Origin of the sequence: Rhodopirellula sp. MGV (genome assembly GCF_002251265.1) — a bacterium.
Taxonomy (GTDB): Bacteria; Planctomycetota; Planctomycetia; order Pirellulales; family Pirellulaceae; genus Stieleria; species Stieleria baltica_A.
Map to the genome: position 1 here is coordinate 50,115 of NZ_NPDI01000073.1, position 23,121 is coordinate 73,235.

Here is a 23,121-nt window from a genome sequence, read left to right on the forward strand (position 1 = left end):
AAACGAAATCGTTCAGGACAAGACTCGATGCAGAATAGTGTAGTGCCCCGCGAGGGCTCACAAAACAACGCCACCGTCGCACGACTGCGGGAATCGACAACCTGGCAACAGGAATTCCGCCCGCTGGTGATCGGAAACGTCAACATCGGCTTCCCGGTCGTCCAAGCGGCACTTAGCGGATATAGCGATTTGCCGATGCGTACGATCGCGCGACGGTTGGGCGCCAGCTATTCAGTTTGCGAAGTCATGCTGGACCAGTTTCTGCTGGCACTCAACAAACGCCAAAAGACGAAACACTTTTTGGACATCCACCCCGAAGAACATCCTGTCGGCGGACAACTGATGGGTGCTGAACCCGAACAGTTCTCACAAGGCGCGATGAAACTGGTCGATGCCGGTTTCGACATCATCGACGTGAACTTCGGATGCCCCGTTAAGAAAGTCCTCGGACGATGCCGTGGGGGCTTCCACCTTTCGCAACCCGAGGTCGCGATCGATATCTTGCAACGGACCCGCGACATGGTCCCAGACACCATTCCTGTCACGGTGAAAATGCGGCGTGGAATCGACGACACCAACGAATCACGCGACGCGTTTTTTCAAATCCTCGACGGCGCCTTAAATGCCGGCCTTGCCGCAGCAACTGTCCATGGCCGAACGGTTGTTCAGCGCTACGTCGGTCCCAGTCGCTGGGAATTCCTGGCCGATGTGAAGTCTCACGTCGGAGACCGCATGAAGATCCTTGGCAGCGGAGACCTGTTTTCCGCCGATGACTGCTTGCGAATGATGCGTCAAACCGGGATCGACGGCGTCACGGTTGCGCGTGGAGCCATCGGCAACCCCTGGATTTTCTCCCAAGCGATCGCACTCGCCAACGGAGAACCGCTGCCCGATCCGCCGAGCTTGCATCAACAGGCGGCCGTTCTAATCGACCACTTCGAGCTGTGCGAAGAAAGCTATGGGGAAACCCGTGCCCCCTTGCTGATGCGGAAATTCGGCATCAAATACAGCCAGTCGCACCCCGACCACGAAAATGTTCGACTGGGTTTTGCCAGAATCAAATCACGCGACGACTTCGACACCGTCCTTGAAAAATACTATGGCGACAACGGCCCCGGACGTCACGTGCCTCGCGAGTGCCACGGCAGCCAAGAGGAATAGCCACGTTGATGCTGAGCCAAAGTGCTGCCGAGCCAAAGTTTCGACGCCCGCCGGGGATAGGCAATCATTTCACGTTGGTGGTAAACTCTGCGACATGAGCGAACAAGAATTTAGCGACCGCGTACGTCAGCTACGCAACCTCGTGGTCATGGCTTTTGCCGATGGATCCCTCGGCGAACGCGAAGTCGACTTCGTCGCACAGCGTTGTCACGAATTGGGCCTCGGCGAAGCGGAACTCAGCCAAGCAATCCGCTACGGACTTGGTGATGATGCGGCGTTGGAACTGCCAACAGAAGGTCCACAACGTGAAGCTCTGCTGGTTGACCTGATCAAGATGATGGCTGCCGACGGGGTACTGGACGAGAACGAAAAACGCTTGTTCGCGCTCGCGGCAGCAAAGATGGAAGTCGGCGCCGAACGACTGAATCAGCTGCTGGACGAAACGCTCGGATCGATGGACTGAGATTTCGTGGCGAGAATCCTGATCACGTCCGGTCCGACGCGACAATACCTCGACCCGGTCCGCTATATCTCCAACGCATCAAGCGGACGCATGGGATCTGCCCTTGCCGATGCGGCACTCAAACTCGGGCATGACGTTACCGTGATTAGCGGTCCCGTCGCTGTCGAGTACCCCACAGGCGCGGATGTTATTCCCGTCGTCACAACGGACGAGATGCTGGCCGCCGCAATGGAGCACTTCAAGCTGTGCGACGGAGCAATCGGTGCTGCCGCGCCGTGCGATTACATGCCGCGCTATGTGAACGACCAAAAGATTGCCAAGACGGGCGATCCGCTGACCTTGCAGTTGGTCGAAACCCCTGACGTCGTCGCAACACTTGGTCAAAACAAACGCCCCGATCAGTGGGTCGTTGGGTTCGCGCTCGAAACGGAAGACCGTCGCTTTCGTGCGACCGTCAAACTCGAAAAGAAACACTGCGACCTGATCGTGAGCAACGGTCCAGCTGCGATTGACTCAGACGAGAACGAAGTCGAACTGATCGGACATGACGGCGAAGTGCTAATCAAACTTCACGCCGACAAGCAAACAGTCGCCGCCGCGTTGGTCCGAGAGATCGACGCACGTTTGATACGCCACACCGCATAAGCAAACTCACCAGCCCTACGAGACGTCGATGACTGACACGGTTGACCTTTCCACCACACTTGGCCGACTCTCGCTACCCAATCCGATCATGGTGGCATCGGGGACGTTTGGCTATGCCCGCGAGATGCAGAACATCGTCGACGTGTCAAAGCTTGGTGGAGTGCTCCCCAAAACGATCACAGCTGAACCGCGCGTCGGAAACGCACCTTGGCGAACCGTCGAGACCAGCGGCGGATTAATGAACGCGATCGGTCTAGACAATGACGGCATCGATGCGTTTCTAGAACATCACCTACCGTACTTATTGACAATCGGTGCACCGATCGTCGTCAGTGTCGCCGGCCGTACCGAAGAAGACTTCGTGTCGCTCGCGTCGCGTGTCGGCGAGAAAGGCGTTGCCGCGATTGAGCTGAATCTCTCCTGCCCCAATGTCAGCGGCGGAATCGATTTTGGGATCAACCCCGAATCCTGTCGCAAGGTTGTCGGCGCAACGCGGGCAGCTTGTGATGTGCCGATTCTGGCCAAGCTAACGCCCAATGTCACACGCATTGCCGAGGTTGCACAAGGTGCCGCCGATGGTGGCGCCGATGCGGTCTGCCTGATCAACACCGTGTTGGCAATGGCGATCGATTGGAAAAAACAGAAACCAATCTTGGGCAATGGCATGGGCGGGCTAAGCGGTCCTGCGATCAAGCCAATCGCGCTCCGCTGTGTTCATCAAGTCGCTTCTGCTGTGGATGTCCCAATCATCGGGATCGGCGGCATCGCGACCATTGACGATGTGATGCAGTTCCTGGTGGCCGGAGCGTCCGCCGTTCAAATTGGTACGGCGAACTATTACGACCCGACCGTCTCCACACGGCTCATCGAACAACTTCCCAACGCGCTGGCGGAGCTCAATGCTTCAAGCGTGAAAGAAGTCGTCAAGACGCTGAAGTTCTAAAACGACACTCTGCTACTCAGACAATGCGACTGTGGAATCCTGAGCGTAAGCCGGAAGCTCAGCGGATTGAGCCTGCGAAGCGGCGATTGCACAAAGGATCACAAACAGCAACGCCAATGGCACACGTAGTGGATCAGACATTTCATCATCCGGTTGTTGCGGGGCAAGCCAATCGAAGCCCGACCGTGGTGCCGAGCTTGTTTTGGATTTATCTCATTCGGTCGCAAAAAGCCGAGGCTGATCGCCGGGAAGCAATTCTCACCATCCCGACGATCGCTCCCGAAACTGCCCCCCAAAGCAATGCGTCCTTCCAATCGACCTCTGGAGACGACGGGTTCTTTGGGGGTTCTCGGTCGAGCGCGGTCCGCCAACTCGCTTGTAACGCTTGGCGGGCGGCAAATGTCGCAGCAATTGCAGCAGCATAGGCCAATAAATTTTCCGTTGGTCCAACCCCAACGTTTCTTCCATTCGGTTCATCATGCCCAAGCACTCGGCCATTGAATTCGGCCTTCGCGTTCTGAGCATGTTCTTTCAGTTCATCAATCACAGTTCGTCCTATCGGTTCTGGTCGAGAAGCGGTGTCCGATTCGAGACTCAGACTATGGCTTCATCTTCCAGCCAACGACGATTCCGAACGCGAATGCCCAGCAAGCAGCCACGTCGGGATGATCCTTCGCATAGTCTTTCGCCAAGCTGATCAAATCGCGAGCGGGTTCTTTCACGTAGTGCTGCGCGGCACCCTGCCCATACTCCATCGCTCGCTCTGCAACACGATGCGAAACGTCATGCGCCTGCGAGGCATTGGATTCGGTACCTGCGGTTCGGTTATTCCCAGACATATCACATTCTCCTTGTAGAAGTTAAATTTCAAACACTAATTCTGTGCGGTGTAGTCACGTCGGTACTGACCAGGCCCGGTGGCCGTTTCGGCACGAGCTTCACCCATCGACGGGAAGTCGAAGTCTTCGGCTCGGATTTGATTTCGGGCCGAAGAGCTCGGACTAACCAGCGTGGCCTTGAGCCATTTCAAGCTCTCGACAAACTCGGACTTACTTTCTGACATCGCGGCCGACGCCTTTGTCACTGCTCCGGCTGCGAGCCAAAGCAGCAAGCCCACAATGACAAACGACACAACCGCAATGACGACAATCGATGCCCCTGCCGATAGCGACGTCCATTCATGAATCCATACCCCAAGTCCAACCAACAGAACCGTTAGTGCAGACCCGGCGAGCGTCACCGCCGCTGTACCGGCAACCACTGCACTCGCTAATTTGCGTCGCGCCGTTTGCGAATCGACCGACAGGAGCTGCCATTGCAGTTCCATCAAGTCGATCACGTCACGTACGACCGCACGCATTGGCGACGGCTGATCTTGCTGACGAGGACCTGAATGATTCATTTCATTGACCTTTTTACGACCCATCCGATCAACGCGCCACTGGCGAGTGCCACTAGCATTGAAGCTTTCGGATGGTTGGTAACGACCTGCGCAACGCGACCGTTGCTTGGCCCTGGTAAGTGTTCCGATCCGTCGTAAACTGGACGGTTCGCCAGTCGCTGCGATGACGGCGTCGGTTTTTCAAGTGGTGCGATCATGGTGCTGTTTCGATTAGAGGAACGACTCAACGCCCCGCCCTCGATTGACTTGTCAACACCGACGACACATGGCCCGCCGCAATCGATACGGCTTGCCGCACGGCGATCGTTGCAACGACACCAACCAAACCGCCGATCAAGCTCTTCTTGGTGGGCTCGATCGACTCTCGATCAGTCGGCACACGTCGTTCGATCACAAAGTGCTTTGGTGACGGCGACTTGCTGGGCACCAGCAAGTACCCAACAACCGCAGCCGCGCTCAATAAAGCTGCCGGATGTCGACGGAAGTGATACTTCCAGTCCGACAGCTCTTTCACTTGGTCGCGAGCTTGATCGACCTCGTAGGGCAAGTTCGTACGGATCTGCTGCATCCGTTGCTTGATTGCTTGCGCCTGCTTGTCGGTTGCGAGTGTTGTTGCCATGTCAGTCTACGGGGTCAGGAACAAATACTTTCTGCCGATAGCCGACGCCTTACCGGCGTTTACCCAAAAAGAACAAGGCTCCGGCAGCAATGCCCAGCCCGAATGCAATTGCAATCGACTCCCTGGGTCGGCTCTTCACGGTATCGACGAATCGCTCGGCATAGTCTTCGGACACAGCCGCGGCATCGCGATAAGCTTGCTTCATGTAATCCGCCGTTTCGTGTGCCATGTGCTGCGCGGCCTCGCCATATTGATGAGCGGTCTCGGCGACCTTTTCACTGAGCGACGGATCAAGAATGCCATCGAGGAATTTCTCAACCTCGTTGCGGGTCGCGCCGGTTTTCTTTTGTACGACGCCGACCAATTGTTCCGCAGAACCACGAGCCATCTGTAAATCATTCTCTGTCAGTTGGCCCCAGTGCTCACGCAAGCGACCTTTAACTTCGTTCCACTGACCGTGCAATTGTTCTCGATTAATCATCTCAAAACTCCTTCTGTTGGTTCGTCAATGCGAAGCCGTTCGTTACGGCTTTGAGTTCCCGAGAAGGCTGTGCATGTGCCATGCCAGAGCTTGAAGCGGAATGCGAAATTTCGCCCAACAGCACGACCACACCGTGAATTGCCGTATCAAATGCGGCTTCAGGGAAGAGCAGCAAAGTCCTTCATCACGCGATGTAGCGAGCGGAGCACTTGCCAGTGAGACAGCCTGACCTAGTAAATGAGCGATCGACGGTCATGGTGTATGTTCTTCTTCCACCGCAGAAGATTCGATCACTTGCCATTTCCAGACAGCGACTACGCCAACGTGAAGTGCATGAGCGCCAATAAAAAAGGCGTCCACGAAATGTGAACGCCTTTTTCAAATCAAGCTATAAAGTCGGCATGACTGCACTCGCAGTCGAAACCTAAGCTTCCTGCGCTTGCACCATCCAGAGGTGCTTCTCGAGCGGACCCGAAATCGCGATCAACATGTCTTCACTGATCGGATCCAAATCGCCGACTTGGTCGATGGCCTTGCGCAATCCATCAATCGTCGTCTTAAGTGCATCACCAACATGGGCGAGGGTCGCGTCGACATTTTGGAAACCGCTGGGGTATTCCTTCAAGTCCGTGTTCTTCGCGACCGTCGACGCTCGGCCGTCAGCGGTCACACCAAGCGCGGCGATGCGTTCGGCAACTTCATCACTCGCCGCGCGGACGGTGACGATTATCTCATCGAGCTGCAAGTGGACCGACCGAAAGTTCTTGCCGATCACATTCCAATGAGCTTGCTTGAGAAGTAGCGCCAGATCAACCAAATCGACGAGATTCTGTTGCAGCAAGTTGGTTGTGGCTTCAAGTCGTTCGCCTTCAAGAATGGTCCGCTTGAAAGGTGTCGTGGTCGTCGACATTCGTTGATTCTCCGTTCGAGTCTACGTGTTGGGCTGCTTCGTTTCCGAAGCGATTGACACTGTGAACAGATGCAACTGCGATGCCAAATGCGATCGCGATTCAGATGCCCGACGAATTCTGGCCAGACGATTGATGATCAGCCACATAACGACGCAGTTTTGGAGAGATCGTCGCCACCTGGAACGCCTGTGCGAATGAACCCCAACTGTCGGAACCACGAAGTGTTGCGAAAAACGCCATCAAGAACTGTTCTCGATCAAGCGGCTTCGACGCGAACGCACTCGCACCGACCCCTTGGATCAGCTCTTCGATCATGTTGTCTTCTAAGCTGCTGACTACCAATACAGGCAACTCGGCAAACAACGGGTCTTCGCACTGCCGCAAATTACGGATCAGCTGCACGCCATCTCCACCGGACATGTCGATGTCGGTAACGACAATACTCGGAACTCGATTTTGAATCGCATCCCAAGCCTCTAATCCATTGCTCGACTCGACGCACTCGAAACCGAGTGCTGATAGCCAAGAACTAATCGCCACACGTGTGCTGCGCACATCGTCAACGATTAAACAACTTCCAACGAACTGTCGCACGCTTAACCAGTGAAGTGAAAAAGTGGTGAATCAATTTGGTGCGGGACAAACCGCAATCCGCCAGTGGGCCGATCAGTGCACCGCCAACCGATGATTGAAATGAACGACTAGTGATTTGAATAGTCATTGATCGCCCTGCCCCGCTAGGACAGCAACTTTCAGACCATAGCCTAGAAGCCTCTCCAATGCCGGGCGAGTCCCCTTTGCGTCCCCCGTTAGGGATGCAGGCGAAACGGAAAACCAGTTTCCTTCGAATCCCCCATCCTCCGCGAGAGTGCTGCAACGTTTAGCACACTGCGACAGGAAAAACAAAGTCTCTCGAACGACTTAACTTCGGATTCGGAGCTACCTTTCCGCCAAAAACGCGAATCGATTTTAATCCGGACTCCTAGCTGTTCCGTTCGAACAACTGCACGCATTGGTTCACCAGAATCCCACCACGCAATTGAAACATTTCCGGACACTCATCGAAGATTAACGTTGCGGGCAATTGCAACTGGTCAAAACCGGCTCGCTTTGCATCTTGCACACTTGCACCAAATACCACAGATCGAATTCCGGAAAAAACGATCGCACTTGCGCACATCGGACATGGCTCACACGTGCTGACCAATTCACATCCAGCAAGCGACGTTTGTCCAAGTTTTGCGCACGCTGTCCGAATAGCGATCACCTCTGCATGGCCGCTCGGATCGATGTCGGATTTCACTCGGTTGTGGACAATCGCCAGCGCGTCACCGTTTTCCGAAAAAATTGCAGCACCGAACGGACTCTGCCCCAGCGCGATACCAATTTCAGCCGCTTGAATTGCAAATTTCATTCGCCACTCGGCGTTCTCAACTTTCATGCTCGCCCCATGATTTGAACTACAGAACTCGATTCCCTGTCGACGGATATCCGCCGAAAACGCCTCAACTCCATTTCATAGCAGACTCACTCTTGCACACCAGACATGCTGGCACGGGGTATGCATCCTTGGCGAACGACCTGAGTCAAAATCAATCAACATCGTTTTACAGCCAGTCCCCCCAAAAATCGCATCGGAAGCGTGAGAGCAAGATTACAACAACTCGTCTACAGAATCAGTGGCAGCTACTGGTTCGTCCCCACCATGATGGCGATCGCATCCCTGATTGCTAGTCGAATCACAATCGCGGTCGACCGATCCATCGGACTCGATTGGATCGAAATGTTCCCCGCTGCGGCACTCAATCAACCTGAGGGGGCGCGAGCCCTGCTAGCGACCGTTGCCGGTTCGATGATTACTGTCGCCGGCGTCACGTTTTCACTGACAATGGTGGCGGTATCACACGCGACCTCGCACTACGGTCCACGTTTGCTAGACAACATTATGCGAGATCGGGGAAACCAAATCACTTTGGGAACGTTCGTCGCAACGTTTCTGTTCTGTCTGATGGTGCTGCGCACGGTACGTTCGGCAACCGACGACACAGGGCCAGACAATGATGCTTTGCAAACTGCACTGTTCGTTCCTCACCTTTCGGTCCTGATCGCTTTTATTTTGACGCTTGCCAGTGTGGGTGTTTTGATTTATTTCATTCACCATATCCCGGAAAGCATTCATATCTCCAACGTGCTCGACAACATCTCGCGCCGTGTCGAAGCCAAGGTGGATGATCTGTTCCCCGAAATGCTTGGCGACGCCGCCGAATCGCTCGATCAAAAACCAATCGATTGGTCTGATGCGATTCCGATCCGCAGCCAACACTTTGGATACCTCCAAGGGATCGACGAAACCGGTTTGATGGAATTCGCTGGTGAGCGACAAGCGGTGCTGCAGTTGCTTGTTCATCCGGGGAATCGTGTCTTGATCGGACAAACGATTGCCAAATTGAAAAAGCGTTCATCGGTCGATACAGGAACCCCTGAGAATGAGACACCGGATGAACTTGCTGCCGCATTTCACCGTTGCCTGGCGATTGGCAATATCCGCACGCCCACGCAGGACTTGTTTTTCATCCTGCACCAATACGCCGAAATCGCGATCCGCGCACTCAGCCCTGGTGTGAACGATCCGTTTACGGCGATCCAGTGTATCGACCAAATGGCGCACTCGATCGTCTTAATCAACCAACGCAAGCTTCCGTCGCCTTTCCGCTGCGATGAAGACGACAACCTTTGCATCGTCACCAAAAAGCTAACCTGGGAAACAATCATCGGCGAAACATTCGACGTGCTGTTCCCCTATGCAGTCACGGACTTGAACGTGAAGCGACACCTTGCCGATGCGATCACACAAATCGAAGACGTTTCCAACCAACCCGAACTTGATGCGGAACTCCACCGGATCAAACGGCAATTGGAGGAAGCATCGGAGACGCAGGATTAAATTTCGTCCGCTGCGGACTCTGGTTCACCCGATTCATATTGACGCGTTATCGACTGAATCTCAGTGATGGAGATGTATCCGTCGCCGTTGTGATCGAACCGGCGAAACAGTTCGATGGGCCCGATGAATTCCAACTCCGTCAAATCGCCATCGCCATTCGCATCAGCGACTTTCGCCCAACGTGGCAAGTTGTTTTGGCCTTCGATTTCGAGTCGCCGGAACATAAACCGCTGTGCGTCGGATGAAGGATCGCCCATCGTCAATTGAAGCGAGATCGACTCCGGGATCCGATCTGCTCGGAAGGGCATTCCCACAGACCGAATTTGCTCGGAGGCTTGGTCGAGTTCCCTTTGCGAAAGCAGACAATCATGATTCTGATCCAGGAAAACGAACATCTGGTCAGGGAAATTGGCCGCTCTCCCTCGAACCTGTGAGGTCCAATAGGGCTTGGGGCTGTCGTCTGGTGTTTCCGTTTGTGCCTCTATTAAGACTTTTTCCGCGATCTTCTCAAAGCTACCCATCGGTGTGAATGCCGTCACGTCATTGGCCAATGAAACACAGACACTTCCTTCATGCGAATTGATCCAAACGCTTCGATTGAATGTCGGATCAACTTGGACGATTCCTTGGACTTCGGGATCGACCCAAACGGTGATTGGCATCGGTATCGGAGAGGCAATGTCAATGGTCACAACAATGGCTGGAGAAACCTGCTCAATCGCGGCTGCTTCGTCAGAAGTAAAACGGCCGTCTTGGTCACCGTCGAATTTTTCTTCCACCGACTCATTGGAATACCAAATTCGATAGTTCGAAAAACCTCCCAGGGTATACGCCATGTCGCTCCAGTTGCTGTAGCCACCGAGATTCATTGCGACTTCGCCACGCCGCGACGCACGATTATTGCGCCAGGGGTCAGCATCATTTTCAGTCGTACGGGTGAGTTCTTCGAACGAAAGACAACGGTCGAGATTGCGATCAAAATCCAGCAACAAGCGGTCCGCGAGATTCTCCAGTTCCGCCTCATCGATCAGTCGATCATCGTTGGCATCGATCGATTCAAACAGCGGCGATGCGTGTCGACTGATCCACTGCATCGCATCGGTACCAAACAAGCGGAATGGTTTCGAACTGGAAGACATTCGAAACAGGAATCGGGTCAGTTCCTCTCGGTCCACTCTGCGATTCGTATTGCGGTCGTACTGCCGAATCAGCGTTTTCGACTGACCGTCAATCATTTCGGCAGAGGTTGCAAAGATCGTTTCGTGTTCGCCAACAAAGTCGAACAAGTCGTCCCACTTTGGAACCTCCCCGTCTGACTTTGGAATCAAGCCCAACAACGTATCGATCTGTGATTCGAAGACCTCCTCCAATGGCTTGCCGTCAATCAAGATCCGAATCCCAATGATCAGCACGCCATCGCTCGCGGGAATCCAAAGCAACTCGGTGGAGTCAGTGGGCGGACGATCATCGAATGGCAAGATCAACGTTGTGTTTTCAGCGCCGACATTGTCGCCCACCAATGCCCCCACCAATTCCTTTTCGGCGGCGACACTCAACGTGTCATCAAGCTCCGTTTCCAAGTCAACTTCGGCATCGTTCGATGTATCGGACAACAACGCCGATTCAACAAGATTCGCTTTCGTATCGCGATTGTCCGGCTCGATTGGCTCGATCGATGCCGCCGCATGTTGATCAAGTTCAGACGTCGAGTTGTTCGGACCGCGATTGCAACCGATCAATCCGAAAACCAACAGCAGCACGACTCCCAACGTCTCACGACGATGAGCATCGCGACAAAGGCAACTGCCGACCGCATCTTGATTCCAAGGCATCGCTAGCCTAACGCCGAAACAGGTCAACTTGAATTTGAATCGGTTCATCGGATTGCCGGAGGGACTCACACCACGACGTCCTTGATCACTTTCCCTTCAGAGATTTTGATGGGGCGACCGTCACTGGTCATGTTTTCGAGCTGCGGATCAACATTCACCGCACGACAGAGTGTCGCCATCAGATCGCCAGCTTCCATGCGTCCGTCAACGACTTCGGATCCGTCTTTTGCCGTTTCCCCATAGACTTGTCCGCCTTTGACACCGCCGCCCGCGAGGACACAAGTGAAAGCCTGTGGAAAATGGTCTCGTCCTGAATTCTGATTGATCGTCGGTGTCCGTCCGAACTCACCTGCCCAAAGGATTGTGGTGCGTTCGAGCAAACCTCGCTCAGCAAGTTCGTTCATTAACGTTGCCCAGCCATTGTCAAGTTGCTGGCTGAGCGATTTAACTTGTTCAAAATTATCGGCGTGTGTATCCCACCCCAGCCCGTCCCCCAAGGCAACCTCAACCATCGGCACACCACGTTCGATTAAACGGCGTGCCATCAGGCATCCCTGACCAAACGTCCCCTTCCCGTAGGCTTCACGCACCTGATCTGTTTCTTCGGCAAGGTTGAACGCGTTCTTACCATCGCTTTCCAACATCGTGAGTGCCGAACGATACATCGTGTCCTGAGCGACAACATTGGGCAGGTTTCGCTCCGACAAAAAGTCCTGCTGTGCCAGATCCCATAAGGCTTGTCGCTGTTGGTAGCGCCGCGATCGGACGGGAACCTGTGGGGTTAAGTAATCGACCTTTAGCGATGCAAATTCATCCGCATCGTCGCGGGCTCCGGAACGCACGTGTGTCGGTGCGAATTTGGGTCCCAACAAACCAGGGCTATAAGCGGCAGGAGCGATCGGCGCCGGCGCCACCGAGATGTATCCGGGCAGCGGACAATCCGAATGAGGAATCGCCTTGGAAAGCGCGCAACCGATCGCGGGATATCGCACCGGGCCATCGACCTTGTTGCCGGTGTGCATCAAGATTGCACCGCGCGTATGGTCGCCCTCTTTGGTGGTCAGCCCCCGCAAAATCGCAAGACGCTCGGCTTGCTGTGCGAGTTTCGGCAGGTGCTCGCTAAACCGGATACCCGGCACCGAAGTCTGCGTTTCTTTGAGCGGACCACCGACCGATGTCTGCGGTTTCATATCGAAGGTATCAAGCTGGCTTGGTCCGCCAGCCATCCACAAAACGATGCAATGGCGTCCTGCTTGCGTCGCAGCCTCAGCAGCTTGGCAAAGCAACTGATGCCGCATCATCGACATGCCGAAGGCAGACGCCGGGCCGATCCGAGTCAGCAGACTACGTCGCGAAAATGTCATCACAGGCTCCGTCGGTTTCTAACCAATCGACTTACGGACAGACAAAACACTCCGCCGTGTTTGCCAACACCCAAATCAGATCGCCAAATTTCTCGTCACGCGTCGCCTCGATTGCTTCGTCTCCCAAATACGCCAGACATCGTTTGACTTCGTCGTCATTGGGGTATCGCGAAACACATGCAAGGTAAATCACCTCGACCCGTTGTGTGTCATCGTAAAACGGTGCGTTCACCCCGGCGATCAAGCCGCTGGATTGCTCCGCCGTTGCTGACATCATTTCCGGCCCATTCATCATCCCCAATGCCTGTACGACACCGTGTGAATACTCCAGCGGGGTCGCGCCGCTGTCGCGCATCCGCTGAGCAAACTGCTGACGCATGAAGATGGTCTGTGAACCCTGCGCAATATCAGAAGTCCCGCTGCGGATCACGTTCTGTTGCAAGCTGTCGTAGTACTGTTCCGGCGAAAGTGTTTTTGTATGCATCATCGCATACGATTCAGCCGCAGGGCGATGCGTCGTCGATCGACTGGTCCGCTGATAGGCGTCGGTCTTCGCGATCGTTCGATAAAGCTGCTTTAAATCGAACCGTATCGAAATGAAATAGTCCGATAAATAACGCAGTAACTCCGGATGAGTGGCGTAGTCGATTGAATCAATTTCGTCGACCGGATTGACAAGTCCACGCCCAAACAGATGGGCCCAGACGCGGTTGACAGCGGCGGTGGCGAAATAGGGATTGCTACGCGACGCTAACCAGATCGTCAATTGTCGGCGTCGGAAGTCTGTCGGATCAGGTTCGGGCGGCTGCTCAACGCCCAGGTAACGTGGTTCGGCAATACGATCGCTTTCCGGAAACGTCAACTCCTTCCCAACGCGATCGCGAACCACATTCCGCTGCTGCATCCCTTGTTCGGGAATCTCCAACTGAGAAAAGAACGCTGCGAAGGTCCAAAAATCATCCTGCGTCCATTTGCTGAATGGATGATCGTGGCACTGCGCGCAATCGATTCCAATCCCCAAAAACAACCGCGACGTGGCTGAAGCGACCTTCACCGGATCGGCATCTCGCGTCGTATAGAACATCGTCGGGCCGGGCTCGTCGCCGGATGCGGTCAAGAACGCCCCCACAAAATGATCGTAGGGTTTGTTTTCACGAAAGGCTTCGCGCAGCCACGTCGTCAGCGATTCCAAGTCATTTGACGCAAGCAAACCGGCATCCTGCGGCAACAACGCGAGTGAGTACCGCGTTGCCATGTGGCTAGCGAACCGAGGCGATTCCAACAACCGTTCGATCAACCGTGATCGTTTTCCTGGTTCCTTGTCAGAGATAAACTCTCGGACTTCCCAGATCGGCGGCGCGACGCCTGCGAGGTCCAACCAAACACGGCGGCAAAATTCGGCGTCGCTGCTTTGCTCCCCTGCCGTTTCTCCGTCTGCTGCCAATCGCTGATTGATCCAAAGATCGATCTGTCCCGTCGGATTATGAAACGAACGGTCCGGATTGGCTGCCACCTTGTTGGCTCGATCGGCAGCGGTAGCATCGATCGCGATAAACTGTGTGGCAAACGCCAACCACAGTACGATTCGATTCGCCACAACATTTCCTCACGCTATGAGGTCGTTTGATGAGAGACGTTGATTGTAACATCTTTCATCGAGTGGCAACGAAATCGATGGACAGACAGCCGCTACGGCTGCGGGACAACGACGGTCTGCACCGTCGATCGGGCACCAAGCTCTTTATTGGCACTGACGGCTTCGGCAGACAATGTAAACGTTTGCGGCTGGTTCGACTCCAAGACGATGTCATAGGTCAACGTTTCGCCGCCACGTAACGTGCGGATTTCAATGTAGACAAACCCACCCGTTTCGCTGAGTGACGCCGCGTCATCGTTCGGGTTGAACCTTTGAACAACACGACGAACATTCACCCCTTCAGGAAGGTTAAATTTCAACACCACATTCGAATCAGGGAACCTCGATGGGTTCGACACTCGCAATTCATAGCGAATCGGTTGATTGACGATCACATTGGTCTGCGGCCCGGTAAGCACCAACCCAAGGAACTTTGGCTCGGCGGCCGGGACGCTGGGCGCAGGTGCCTGAGGCTGAGTCGGCCGGGGCAGCGGCGCGTCGCCTGGAATCGTGGGCGTTGGTTGGGCGGGCGGCAAATTGGGAGAATTGTTCGGTTGATTCGGCTGAGTGACCGCAGCGGGCAAGATTTCAAAGTCCATCCGTTCGCTCGCCCGAGCACCTTGGTCACTCACAGCAGCTAAAACGAGGCTGCTACGTTGGTTTGTGCCAAGCGCCCGAAACATTGCTTCCAACGTTTCACTGGTCTGTGGTTCCAAACGAGGAATCGTCCAACGAACCATAAACTGTCCCGCAGCACTCCCAGGAGTCAAATATTGTTGCGTTGCTCCAATAGGTTGAACCTGTGGATCGTAGGCCATCGAAACCTGGACATTGTCCAGTGGAACTTGGCCATCATTAATCACAACGGCTCGGAAAAGTTGTTCTCCACCGACCGACATTTGGGTGCGTCCGTCAAGCGTTACACTTAGCGAAGGCGTCGCGACTGGTTGATTGATCACAACGACACAGGATTCCGTATCGGCGCGTTGTCCGCCATCCGCAGTCACTTCGACTTGGATGCATCGCCGGCCGGCACTCGTCGGAATGAACGCCACAAGTGCGTCGCTCCATGTTTGTCCCGGCTGCAGGGGGCCATCGTTTTTCTGCAACTTCACTCTCGGCTGATTGCTTTCCGAGTGGATCATTTCGCTATCGCCCTGGGCGATCAACTGGACATTTTCCAGCGGGCGCGGTCCGGTGTTCGTCACGTCGATTTCAAACTCGACGGGCTGGCCCGCGACATGGTTGCCTTCGCGTGGCGTGACGGTCAAAACCAATGACGGACGGTAGATGTCAACCGTTACCGAATCGCTGGCGAATAAACCGCCGGCAGCTCGGGCTTCAAACGGCAGGACGACCGATGTTTCTGTGACCACGTCAACCGACAAATCCAATTGCTGTTTCGCAGGTAACTGCCCCACGTTCCAGACAATCGCATTCGGCAAGTTCTGTACAAAGTCCGATTCGGTGTCTTGTGCACGCACACCTTGTGGCAACGTCAGAATCACACGCACGTCGTCAGCAGGTTGGTCTCCCGGGTTCGATACCCTTGCGACGACCTTAAACGGCGTTCCAAAGGACGCCACCTCGGGACCGACAGTCTCCAGTATCAACTGGGGTGAGCTCCACGTCACAAACGTGTGGCCTTTGTATAATTCCAGCGGCGGCATGTTGTCCGTGTCACCACCTGGCCGCACAACCGTCATTTCGATCGTCGCGGTTCCCGAGGTGCCGGGGACAGGGATCAGCTGGATGGGCGCCAAACCATTGTCATCAACGATCACTTCCGCTTTCGGCGAGCCTCCCGCCGCACTTTGGAACAAACCCAATTCGGGATGGAGCGATCGATAGATCACTTTCCAGCCGCGGGCTGGCAACGCACCTTCGCTACGCATGACGCGCGTGGTCAGCGTAACGGGTTGCCCCGCAGGCAGAATTTCATTTTTGGGAAACTGCACCGACGCGTCGACCCAATAGATCGTCGCGGTCGCTTTGCGTTGATCCCAACAATCACTCTCCGGTGCCAGCACAGTCACGTGGCTCGTCCCTTCACTGGGACTGCTAATGCTGATCCAGGTCTGGCCTTTTTCCAATTGAATATCGTCAGCGGGATTGAGGTTGCCCCGCGTGATCTTCACGCGTTTTGTACTGGTCACGCCGAGTGCATAAGACGGATCCTGTTTTTCCGCTTTCTTGATTCGTGCCAGCTTGTGAACGACTCCCGGATCATCATCGCCGACTTGAATAAACGTTCCAACACTGTCCGGCGTCAGCATCCATTCCAGTGGTTCGCCCATTTGCAAGTAGCCGTCTTCGCCGCAGATCCCGGACAACAAGATGACTTCTCCGCCAACCGGAGCGACGATCTTTTGCGGTGACAGCAGGATGCACCCGCGTTTGCCGCGGTTTGGCAAACAGCAGCTACGTCGTTCGGCCGTTTCGTTTCCAATCAAAACGGCTGGCGGACCGTTTAAACAGTCGCCAGGACACATCGGACCGGGCACACAAGGCGCGGTTGCCCCTTGCTTGATTCCACAAGCACCGCCAAGCGTCGAACCGCCAATCGGGGTCGGCGGAGCGGTGGCTACAGGCGGAGTGATGCAAGCTGGCGGCGGGGCGGGTTCAGAAAACGCTGGCTCTGGAAACTTGAACGGTTGCAAGTTCAGCGGATCACCGAGTTTCTTGAGGCAATTGCCGAGTTTGCATTCGCCGCCAGAACCGGGCAGCGCAAGCGTTGTCGTTGTTGGCAGTGGATTAAAGATCCGTCGTCCAGTCGAATCGACTGCAGGTAGACGCAATCGCGAACAACCGCCGGCCGTGATCACGATTGTCGCAACCAACGTTACCACACACATCGACAGCGTCACCAATGACCGGCAACGCGAACCGGTCGCGTCGGGTTTGGCATGCTTCGGTGATGGGATACGTTTCTTAGCCACAGATCGGGGTCACAGGTCAGCTATTGACTGGATAGATCAAGACGCGGCCATCATGCAGTGACAGACCTCGTCCGCCGAAACGTAGCACGCTAGATGGGGTGATGATGCGAAAACGCAACCTCGGATGATGCGGAAAACCAACGAAGGTGTACCGATGATTCCGATCTCACCGATTGCGCACACTGATCCTTGCAGTTTGCCGGTTTTAAGATTTACAAAATCTAAATGCGTTCTCAGCAAACGGGACGCTCGGCAACCGCTACATCGATCAAGATCGGTATCATCGCGACGCGTCCAGGCACTGGCTGAACCGGCCCTATCGCATCGTCCGGCTTCCTCGCTGTCGAGGAATCTCGAGTGCTCACTCGGGCGTTTTCGCACAGGCCAGACGTGCGTCCTGGCACGGCGTGGCTTTCGCAGAGGCTGATCGCCAAAGAATTTCCGAACGACAATTCAGCGATGGCATCGGGTCGTCAGAACTCATCGCTGCGTGAAATGCCCATGTTTCGCGTCTGTTTACGACACGGATGGCTCACACACCATCGCCCGAGATACATGCTGTCAGTCGTATTCGCTCGGCGGTTTGCCCATCGGTACTCGACGTGCATCAAAGCAACTGCGTCAGCCATTGCCTCGATTGCAAGTCACCACGATGTCTAAAACAGCCCCCGACACGTTCCGGTTTGGTGTGCTTCAAGATCGCTATCTCGGCGAATTGAAAGAGCAACTGTTTCAACGTCTCAAACGTGAAGCGGAAACCGATGAATCGCATCAAGCGTTGATGCATGAAGCCGGAATCACCGATCCGGTATTGATCTCCGAGCTTTCTGATCTCGGTATTACTGCCGAGTCTCTAGTTGTGATGCGTATGTTGCCGCTGGTGTTGGTCGCATGGGCCGAAAAAGCGGTCGATCCGTCTGAACACGCCGCCGTTTTGAATGCGGCAAAGCCGCTTGGGATTACCGAATCCAGCGTCGCGTATGTACTGCTGGAGCATTGGCTGCGGCAACGGCCCCCGGCAGAAAGCTTTGACGCTTGGCAGCGCTATGTACGTGAACTAACCCAAGGTATGTCGGCATTCACACGAGGCAAGTTCATCGACCTGCTTCGCACACAGATGACCAGCATCGCAAAGGCGTCTGGCGGGCATCTGGGATTCGGCAAAGTTTCCCGGCAGGAACGCCTGCTGATCGAACGATTCATCACTGCCCTGGAAACGGCGGAATAACCCACCCAATAGCAATCGGTCGTCCAACATCGAAGGATTCATCATGAACGATACAGACACGATTCATCAGCGTGGACACGTGCTGGAAGATTTGTATTTCCGCCGTGTCGATGACACCCTGCTGCAATCGATGCGCGAAAAATCGAAACGTGTAGCAATGCTACGCGAACTCGCCAACATTGCGGCTGTCGATGATCCAGAGTTGCTTAACCACATGCTGGACTTGAATATCAATGCCAGCACAATTGCCGCGTTCACGCTGACGCCTTTAGTGTTCGTCGCTTGGGCCGACGGAACCGTAACGAGCGGCGAACGGCAGATGGTGATCAGCGCCGCGCTGACACGCGGCGTTTCCGATAACCCGTTGGCATTTATTCTTCTAAAACAATGGCTGGATGTGCGTCCGCCACGAGACTTGTGGGAGACTTGGAAAGAGTACGCACAAAAGCTGCACGAATCGCTGCCGGCCGAGACAGCTGACAGTGTTGCCGACCGCCTGATCAGCAACGCAAAGGTCGTCGCTAAATCCTCAGGCAGTGTGCTTCGCCGGGGCAAAGTCACGAACCCGGAACAAAAAATTTTGGATGCGATCGCCGAGACGCTTCCCAATCGCGGCGGATCGATCGTCCGCGTCGATCCGCACGATTGATTACTGCTTCTCGCCAGTCACGAGCGTTGACGACTAGACCATCAGCCCCGTCAACGCTCCATCGCCGCAGAAATCTGGATTGCCAAACGTTTGCTCTGGCATGCCAATTCCTTCGAGGATGCTGAGCAGCAGACGGTTGTGCGGGACATGGCCAAAGTCATACGCTTCGCCAAAGCGGAAGTTCAATCCGCCGCCGACCATGACGAACGGGATGTTGTCGCGGGTGTGCGAGTTGCCTTTGCCGAGCTCGTTCGTCCAGATGATCGTGGTGTTGTCCAATAGCGATCCGTGCCCGGAGGGATCAGGCGTTTCCTTCATGCGGCGGGCCATATGCGCGACTTGTTCGGCATACCAAGTGTTGATCTGAATCAACTTCTCGTACGCGTCTTCGTTGCTGTCCGGTTCGTGAGACAAACCATGGTGACCTTCATCGATCCCCAACCACTTCATCCGTGGCTGGCCGACACTGTTGGTGATTTGGAAGGACGCGACCCGTGCAAAGTCAGCCACAAAGCTGTTCACCAACAGCTCCGTTTGCATCTTGGTGATCTCCGGCATGTTGTTGTTTTGCTCTTCGATGTTTGCCGGCAATGTTGGTACCGCGTGCGCGGCCCCGTCGTTCTTGGTTGCGGCAGCAAATTCGGTCTGCAAATCTTTTTCGACATCGCGAACTAGCCCGAGGTGTAGTTCCAACAGTTGCCGATCTTCGCTGCTCAGCGAACCGCCGATCTTTTTGAAATCGCCCGCCAGATCGTCCAGAACACTTGCCAACATCTGCCGGTTTTTCGTCTGGCCGTACAGCTTGTCGAACATCTGATACGGGTCGCTGATCGGTGCCATCGGCTGGTTGGGGCCGCCGTAGGACATACGCGTCCATGTGTCTGCACGATCGGGCACCATCACACCGAATTCAAGCGAACCGAATCGCGTACGTGTCGCTTCATTGGCTTGAAAGCGATTGCGAATATGTTGGTCAACCGAGATCCCCATCGACCAGCCGGCCGGCGTGTCGCTGCCGCCCTGGATGTCACCGGGGAACAGCTCGATGCCGGTCAATAGGCAACCGATCCCGCGCATGTGTCCGTCACCGTCGCCATTGATGCGGTTGCAGATGCCTTTCATCGTCAGCATCTGACTTTGGAAATCCGCCAACGGCGCGAGGATGCGTTTCAGGTCGTAATCGGCACCGGTTTGATCAGGCCAAAAGTGTTTGGGGATCACACCGTTGGGGCTGAAAACGAACACGACGCGTTGCGGTCGCGATGACGCTTGTGCGGCGAAACCTAAACTGGGAAGCCCGACCAGGAACTTGGCCGCGGCGGCGCTAACTCCCAACTTGGTCATGAATTCACGTCGCTTCATCGGTTTTCTCCTCATTGAAATCGGACATCGCAGTCTGCACTGCGATTTCAACAATCAACGCACGCATATTGAATTGTGAGTCGCGAAACGTTCGCGTCAGTTCATCGAGAGTGTCTTCGCCAAACGCGGCGACTGGTTGTTTGACGAAATACTCGAACACACGTTCCACAAAGGCGCGGTGCGCGTCCTCGTTGTTCGCCAAAAACCGAGCCAAATCGCCAGCCGATTCGAACGCGACGGCTTCGTCCGTTCGTGTGACATAGCCACCGGTCGCATCAATTGGTTTGCCTTTTTCCAGGTCTCGAAATCGCCCGACGGCATCGAAATGTTCGAGCGAGAATCCGAGCGCATTGATCCGCTGGTGACAAACCTGGCACGACTGCTCGCCCGTCTGCAACTCAACACGTTGCCGTGTCGTCAGATCCGGATGCAGTGTTGGATCAAGTGGCGCAAATGCATCCATCGGCGGACGTAGCGTCCGGCCGAGGACGCGGCGAATCAGAAAGACACCACGGTGAATCGGCGAGGTCGTTTCAAAGTAGCTCAGGTGACTGGTCACCATCGGATGCGTCAGCACACCGAAGGTTCGTTGTTGGTCCGCCTGGCTCGGCACCATCGATCCCGGCACAGCCGTTTCACGTGGCTGGAACGGCGTACCGTAGAAATCAGCGAGCGACTGATTCGTGTAGTTCCAATCACGCAGGAACAACTGTCGATAGTCGCTGTCTTCGCTCCAAAAAATGTCTGACAACTGCGTTTCCAGCGACCGCCGCAGCTGCATCGCGAGCTGCTGATCAAACCCTGGAAACACCTCTTGGCTCTTGTGGATTTCCGCAGCCGGATCGATGTCCAACCAATCGAAGAACATCGCCATCGCTTTGCCGTCCAAACGCGGATCGCGCAGCATCCGTTCGGCCATTTGCCGGACGCGTTGTTCTGGATTGGGCTCGCCAAGTTTCAGCTCGCCCTTGCGGAGATGTTCGAGGATCCATGCGTCCGCTGGCAACGAGTCATACAGTGTCATTGCCAGACGCGACGCGATCCGCATTTCCGGCGAGACATTCGGGTTCGCGGCGGGATACAAAAAACGCGGCGACTTGATGATCAACAAACACGAGCGCACGATCGCGAGTTGGTCATCTTCGGCAGCGGCGAGTTGGTCTTCGATATAAAGCTGCTTCGCATCATCATCCAGCTCACCACGAAACGCGACCGTCGCGATCTCGGTCAGAAAGCCTCGCAAGCGTTCGCGGTTTTCGTCGCTTTCGCCGCGATGATTGCGACGGTATTGCGGCCACAATCGTTTGACCGCGATCGCGCCAAATTCGAAGGCCGCTTTCGTGACGGCGTCTTCCCAACCACGATCGACTCGCGTTCCGCGTTCATATCCATAGCTACGGTCATCCGGCGGCAACTTGGTTTGTAGCGCAAACGTGCTGGGGAACATACTTGGGAACAAGTTTTCCGTCGGGATCACTTGTTCGACACCGCCTGGTGGCACCCAACGCAACGAAAATTCTGCGGGCGGCTGCTCCGTTTTACGGTTCCGCTGGGTGTAATCAATGTAGACGGGATATTGGCGACCGCCCAGCAAGTGCACAGTACGACGGAACTCGGTCTTGCCTTCGGATTGGACGTGGTTGTCGATCAACACTTCGTCCTGATGACCGAAACGCAACTTCATCGAACAGGTCGAGTGCACGACAATTTCGTAACGTCCGGTGTGTTCGACGTTTAACGAACCGGTCCAATGGATATAGAACTCTTTCGGATCCACGCCTTCGACGGGCGCGTCATGTCCGAAGTTAAAATCCAGCACCGCGTCGGTACGTTCGACTTTTAACTTGCTGTTGTCCCAGCGGTTGCTGTCGAAATAGCTGGCATTCAACCCGCGTTTCTTTTCCAGCCACGGACTGGAATAGAAATGTGTGTAGAGGTCCGCCAAGCATTGTTGCAACTGCCGTGCGGTCAGCCGCGACAAGTCAACTTGCGCCGGACGACTGCGCAGTTGTGCCGCTTCTGAATAAAACGTGTGGTGGATGTACTTGGCGACCGCCTCGGCATCCTCACCCACGCAAGCCTCCGGGTCTTCCTCTGGCATTGTGTCGGTGATCGTTTCGGTGAGTTGGCCGATCGATGCATCGCCGACCAGGGCATCCGAGTACCCGTCGGTCTGACCAATCCCGTTTTCACCGTGGCAAGACAGACATTGCTCACGATAAATCGCCTCACCTCGTTCCAGAACATCGTCGCCCAAAGCAGGTGGGCTGCTCAGCGCGGTCAACGACAGGAACAATCCGCAGCAACGCCACGCGCACGCGGTTGCATACTTCATTCGAATCTTTAAGGCGGGGTATTTCATATCGGTGAGACCATCTCGTTCCCCACCCATTCGGTGGAAACGAAATCGCATTTTCCTGCCACTTCATTTACCGGCCGTTATCAATCCACCTCATTGGCGTGGATTGTGTCGGCTTTGAACTCAGCGAAGATTTGGCAGGTCGTCGCGGAAAGGTGGGAATTTGACGCGACTGAAGGGGTG

22 protein-coding genes are annotated in these 23,121 nt (G+C 55.1%); 7 read left to right on the forward strand and 15 right to left on the reverse strand.

Features of this window, described 5'->3' with window-relative positions:
• Positions 1–27 precede the first annotated feature (27 nt).
• From CGZ80_RS25285 to CGZ80_RS25300, 4 genes are all read left to right on the forward strand, one after another.
• Entirely contained in the window at positions 28–1,161 is a 1,134-nt protein-coding gene (locus tag CGZ80_RS25285) for a tRNA dihydrouridine synthase (protein ID WP_094418466.1), read from the forward strand.
• 94 nt (positions 1,162–1,255) lie between these two features.
• On the forward strand, positions 1,256–1,624 hold the full coding sequence (locus CGZ80_RS25290; protein WP_094418467.1) for a hypothetical protein: 369 nt from the start codon (positions 1,256–1,258) through the stop codon (positions 1,622–1,624).
• Positions 1,625–1,630: 6 nt separating this feature from the next.
• Positions 1,631–2,269, forward strand: coding sequence for a phosphopantothenoylcysteine decarboxylase (locus CGZ80_RS25295; RefSeq protein WP_233148666.1), 639 nt, complete (start codon positions 1,631–1,633; stop codon positions 2,267–2,269).
• A gap of 28 nt (positions 2,270–2,297) precedes the next feature.
• Positions 2,298–3,212 (forward strand): dihydroorotate dehydrogenase, encoded by a 915-nt coding sequence (locus tag CGZ80_RS25300; protein WP_094418468.1) that lies wholly within the window; start codon positions 2,298–2,300, stop codon positions 3,210–3,212.
• Positions 3,213–3,224: 12 nt separating this feature from the next.
• Here CGZ80_RS25300 and CGZ80_RS29050 read toward each other — a convergent pair whose 3' ends face one another.
• The 9 genes from CGZ80_RS29050 to CGZ80_RS25345 form a co-directional block, all read right to left on the reverse strand.
• A complete protein-coding gene (locus CGZ80_RS29050; RefSeq protein ID WP_255407730.1) occupies positions 3,225–3,353 on the reverse strand; it encodes a hypothetical protein in 129 nt (42 codons plus the stop codon).
• A 67-nt stretch (positions 3,354–3,420) separates the two neighbouring features.
• Positions 3,421–3,759 (reverse strand): DUF4235 domain-containing protein, encoded by a 339-nt coding sequence (locus tag CGZ80_RS25305; protein WP_094418469.1) that lies wholly within the window; start codon positions 3,757–3,759, stop codon positions 3,421–3,423.
• A 52-nt stretch (positions 3,760–3,811) separates the two neighbouring features.
• A complete protein-coding gene (locus CGZ80_RS25310; protein ID WP_094418470.1) occupies positions 3,812–4,051 on the reverse strand; it encodes a hypothetical protein in 240 nt (79 codons plus the stop codon).
• A gap of 35 nt (positions 4,052–4,086) precedes the next feature.
• Positions 4,087–4,614: a phage holin family protein gene (locus CGZ80_RS25315; RefSeq protein ID WP_094418471.1), complete on the reverse strand. Its 528-nt coding sequence runs from the start codon at positions 4,612–4,614 to the stop codon at positions 4,087–4,089.
• A gap of 223 nt (positions 4,615–4,837) precedes the next feature.
• Entirely contained in the window at positions 4,838–5,233 is a 396-nt protein-coding gene (locus tag CGZ80_RS25325; protein WP_094418473.1) for a hypothetical protein, read from the reverse strand.
• Between the two features lie 49 nt (positions 5,234–5,282).
• Positions 5,283–5,714, reverse strand: a complete 432-nt coding sequence (locus CGZ80_RS25330) for a CsbD family protein (protein WP_094418474.1) — start codon at positions 5,712–5,714, stop codon at positions 5,283–5,285.
• A 424-nt stretch (positions 5,715–6,138) separates the two neighbouring features.
• Positions 6,139–6,624, reverse strand: coding sequence for a DNA starvation/stationary phase protection protein Dps (dps, locus tag CGZ80_RS25335; RefSeq protein ID WP_094418475.1), 486 nt, complete (start codon positions 6,622–6,624; stop codon positions 6,139–6,141).
• A 100-nt stretch (positions 6,625–6,724) separates the two neighbouring features.
• On the reverse strand, positions 6,725–7,219 hold the full coding sequence (locus tag CGZ80_RS25340; protein WP_094418476.1) for a PleD family two-component system response regulator: 495 nt from the start codon (positions 7,217–7,219) through the stop codon (positions 6,725–6,727).
• 388 nt (positions 7,220–7,607) lie between these two features.
• The gene (locus CGZ80_RS25345) at positions 7,608–8,066 is read right to left on the reverse strand and encodes a nucleoside deaminase (protein ID WP_094418477.1); all 459 of its coding nucleotides are present in this window, start codon (positions 8,064–8,066) and stop codon (positions 7,608–7,610) included.
• Between the two features lie 201 nt (positions 8,067–8,267).
• Between CGZ80_RS25345 and CGZ80_RS25350 the strand changes: the two genes are divergently transcribed.
• On the forward strand, positions 8,268–9,569 hold the full coding sequence (locus CGZ80_RS25350; protein WP_143544150.1) for a DUF2254 domain-containing protein: 1,302 nt from the start codon (positions 8,268–8,270) through the stop codon (positions 9,567–9,569).
• Here the strand turns inward: CGZ80_RS25350 and CGZ80_RS25355 are convergent.
• The 4 genes from CGZ80_RS25355 to CGZ80_RS25370 form a co-directional block, all read right to left on the reverse strand.
• Complete coding sequence (locus CGZ80_RS25355; RefSeq protein WP_094418479.1) at positions 9,566–11,449, reverse strand: EF-hand domain-containing protein; 1,884 nt, start codon at positions 11,447–11,449, stop codon at positions 9,566–9,568. The genes CGZ80_RS25350 and CGZ80_RS25355 overlap by 4 nt on opposite strands.
• 17 nt (positions 11,450–11,466) lie before the next feature.
• Positions 11,467–12,765, reverse strand: a complete 1,299-nt coding sequence (locus CGZ80_RS25360) for a DUF1501 domain-containing protein (RefSeq protein WP_094418480.1) — start codon at positions 12,763–12,765, stop codon at positions 11,467–11,469.
• 31 nt (positions 12,766–12,796) lie between these two features.
• Positions 12,797–14,362 (reverse strand): DUF1549 domain-containing protein, encoded by a 1,566-nt coding sequence (locus tag CGZ80_RS25365; protein ID WP_094418481.1) that lies wholly within the window; start codon positions 14,360–14,362, stop codon positions 12,797–12,799.
• Positions 14,363–14,454: 92 nt separating this feature from the next.
• Entirely contained in the window at positions 14,455–17,340 is a 2,886-nt protein-coding gene (locus CGZ80_RS25370; protein WP_103296384.1) for a DUF11 domain-containing protein, read from the reverse strand.
• 652 nt (positions 17,341–17,992) lie between these two features.
• On the opposite strand from CGZ80_RS25370, the gene CGZ80_RS25385 reads away from it, so the two are divergent.
• Together CGZ80_RS25385 and CGZ80_RS25390 are read left to right on the forward strand one after the other, a co-directional pair.
• Positions 17,993–18,568, forward strand: coding sequence for a hypothetical protein (locus CGZ80_RS25385; RefSeq protein WP_094418485.1), 576 nt, complete (start codon positions 17,993–17,995; stop codon positions 18,566–18,568).
• A 43-nt stretch (positions 18,569–18,611) separates the two neighbouring features.
• Complete coding sequence (locus CGZ80_RS25390; protein ID WP_094418486.1) at positions 18,612–19,217, forward strand: hypothetical protein; 606 nt, start codon at positions 18,612–18,614, stop codon at positions 19,215–19,217.
• A gap of 33 nt (positions 19,218–19,250) precedes the next feature.
• Here CGZ80_RS25390 and CGZ80_RS25395 read toward each other — a convergent pair whose 3' ends face one another.
• Both CGZ80_RS25395 and CGZ80_RS25400 read right to left on the reverse strand, forming a co-directional pair.
• The gene (locus CGZ80_RS25395) at positions 19,251–20,579 is read right to left on the reverse strand and encodes a DUF1552 domain-containing protein (protein ID WP_233148667.1); all 1,329 of its coding nucleotides are present in this window, start codon (positions 20,577–20,579) and stop codon (positions 19,251–19,253) included.
• Positions 20,566–22,941 carry a DUF1588 domain-containing protein gene (locus tag CGZ80_RS25400; protein WP_158222850.1) on the reverse strand — a complete coding sequence of 792 codons (2,376 nt, stop codon included), beginning with the start codon at positions 22,939–22,941 and terminating at the stop codon, positions 20,566–20,568. The genes CGZ80_RS25395 and CGZ80_RS25400 overlap by 14 nt, the downstream gene beginning before the upstream one ends.
• Positions 22,942–23,121: the final 180 nt, after the last annotated feature.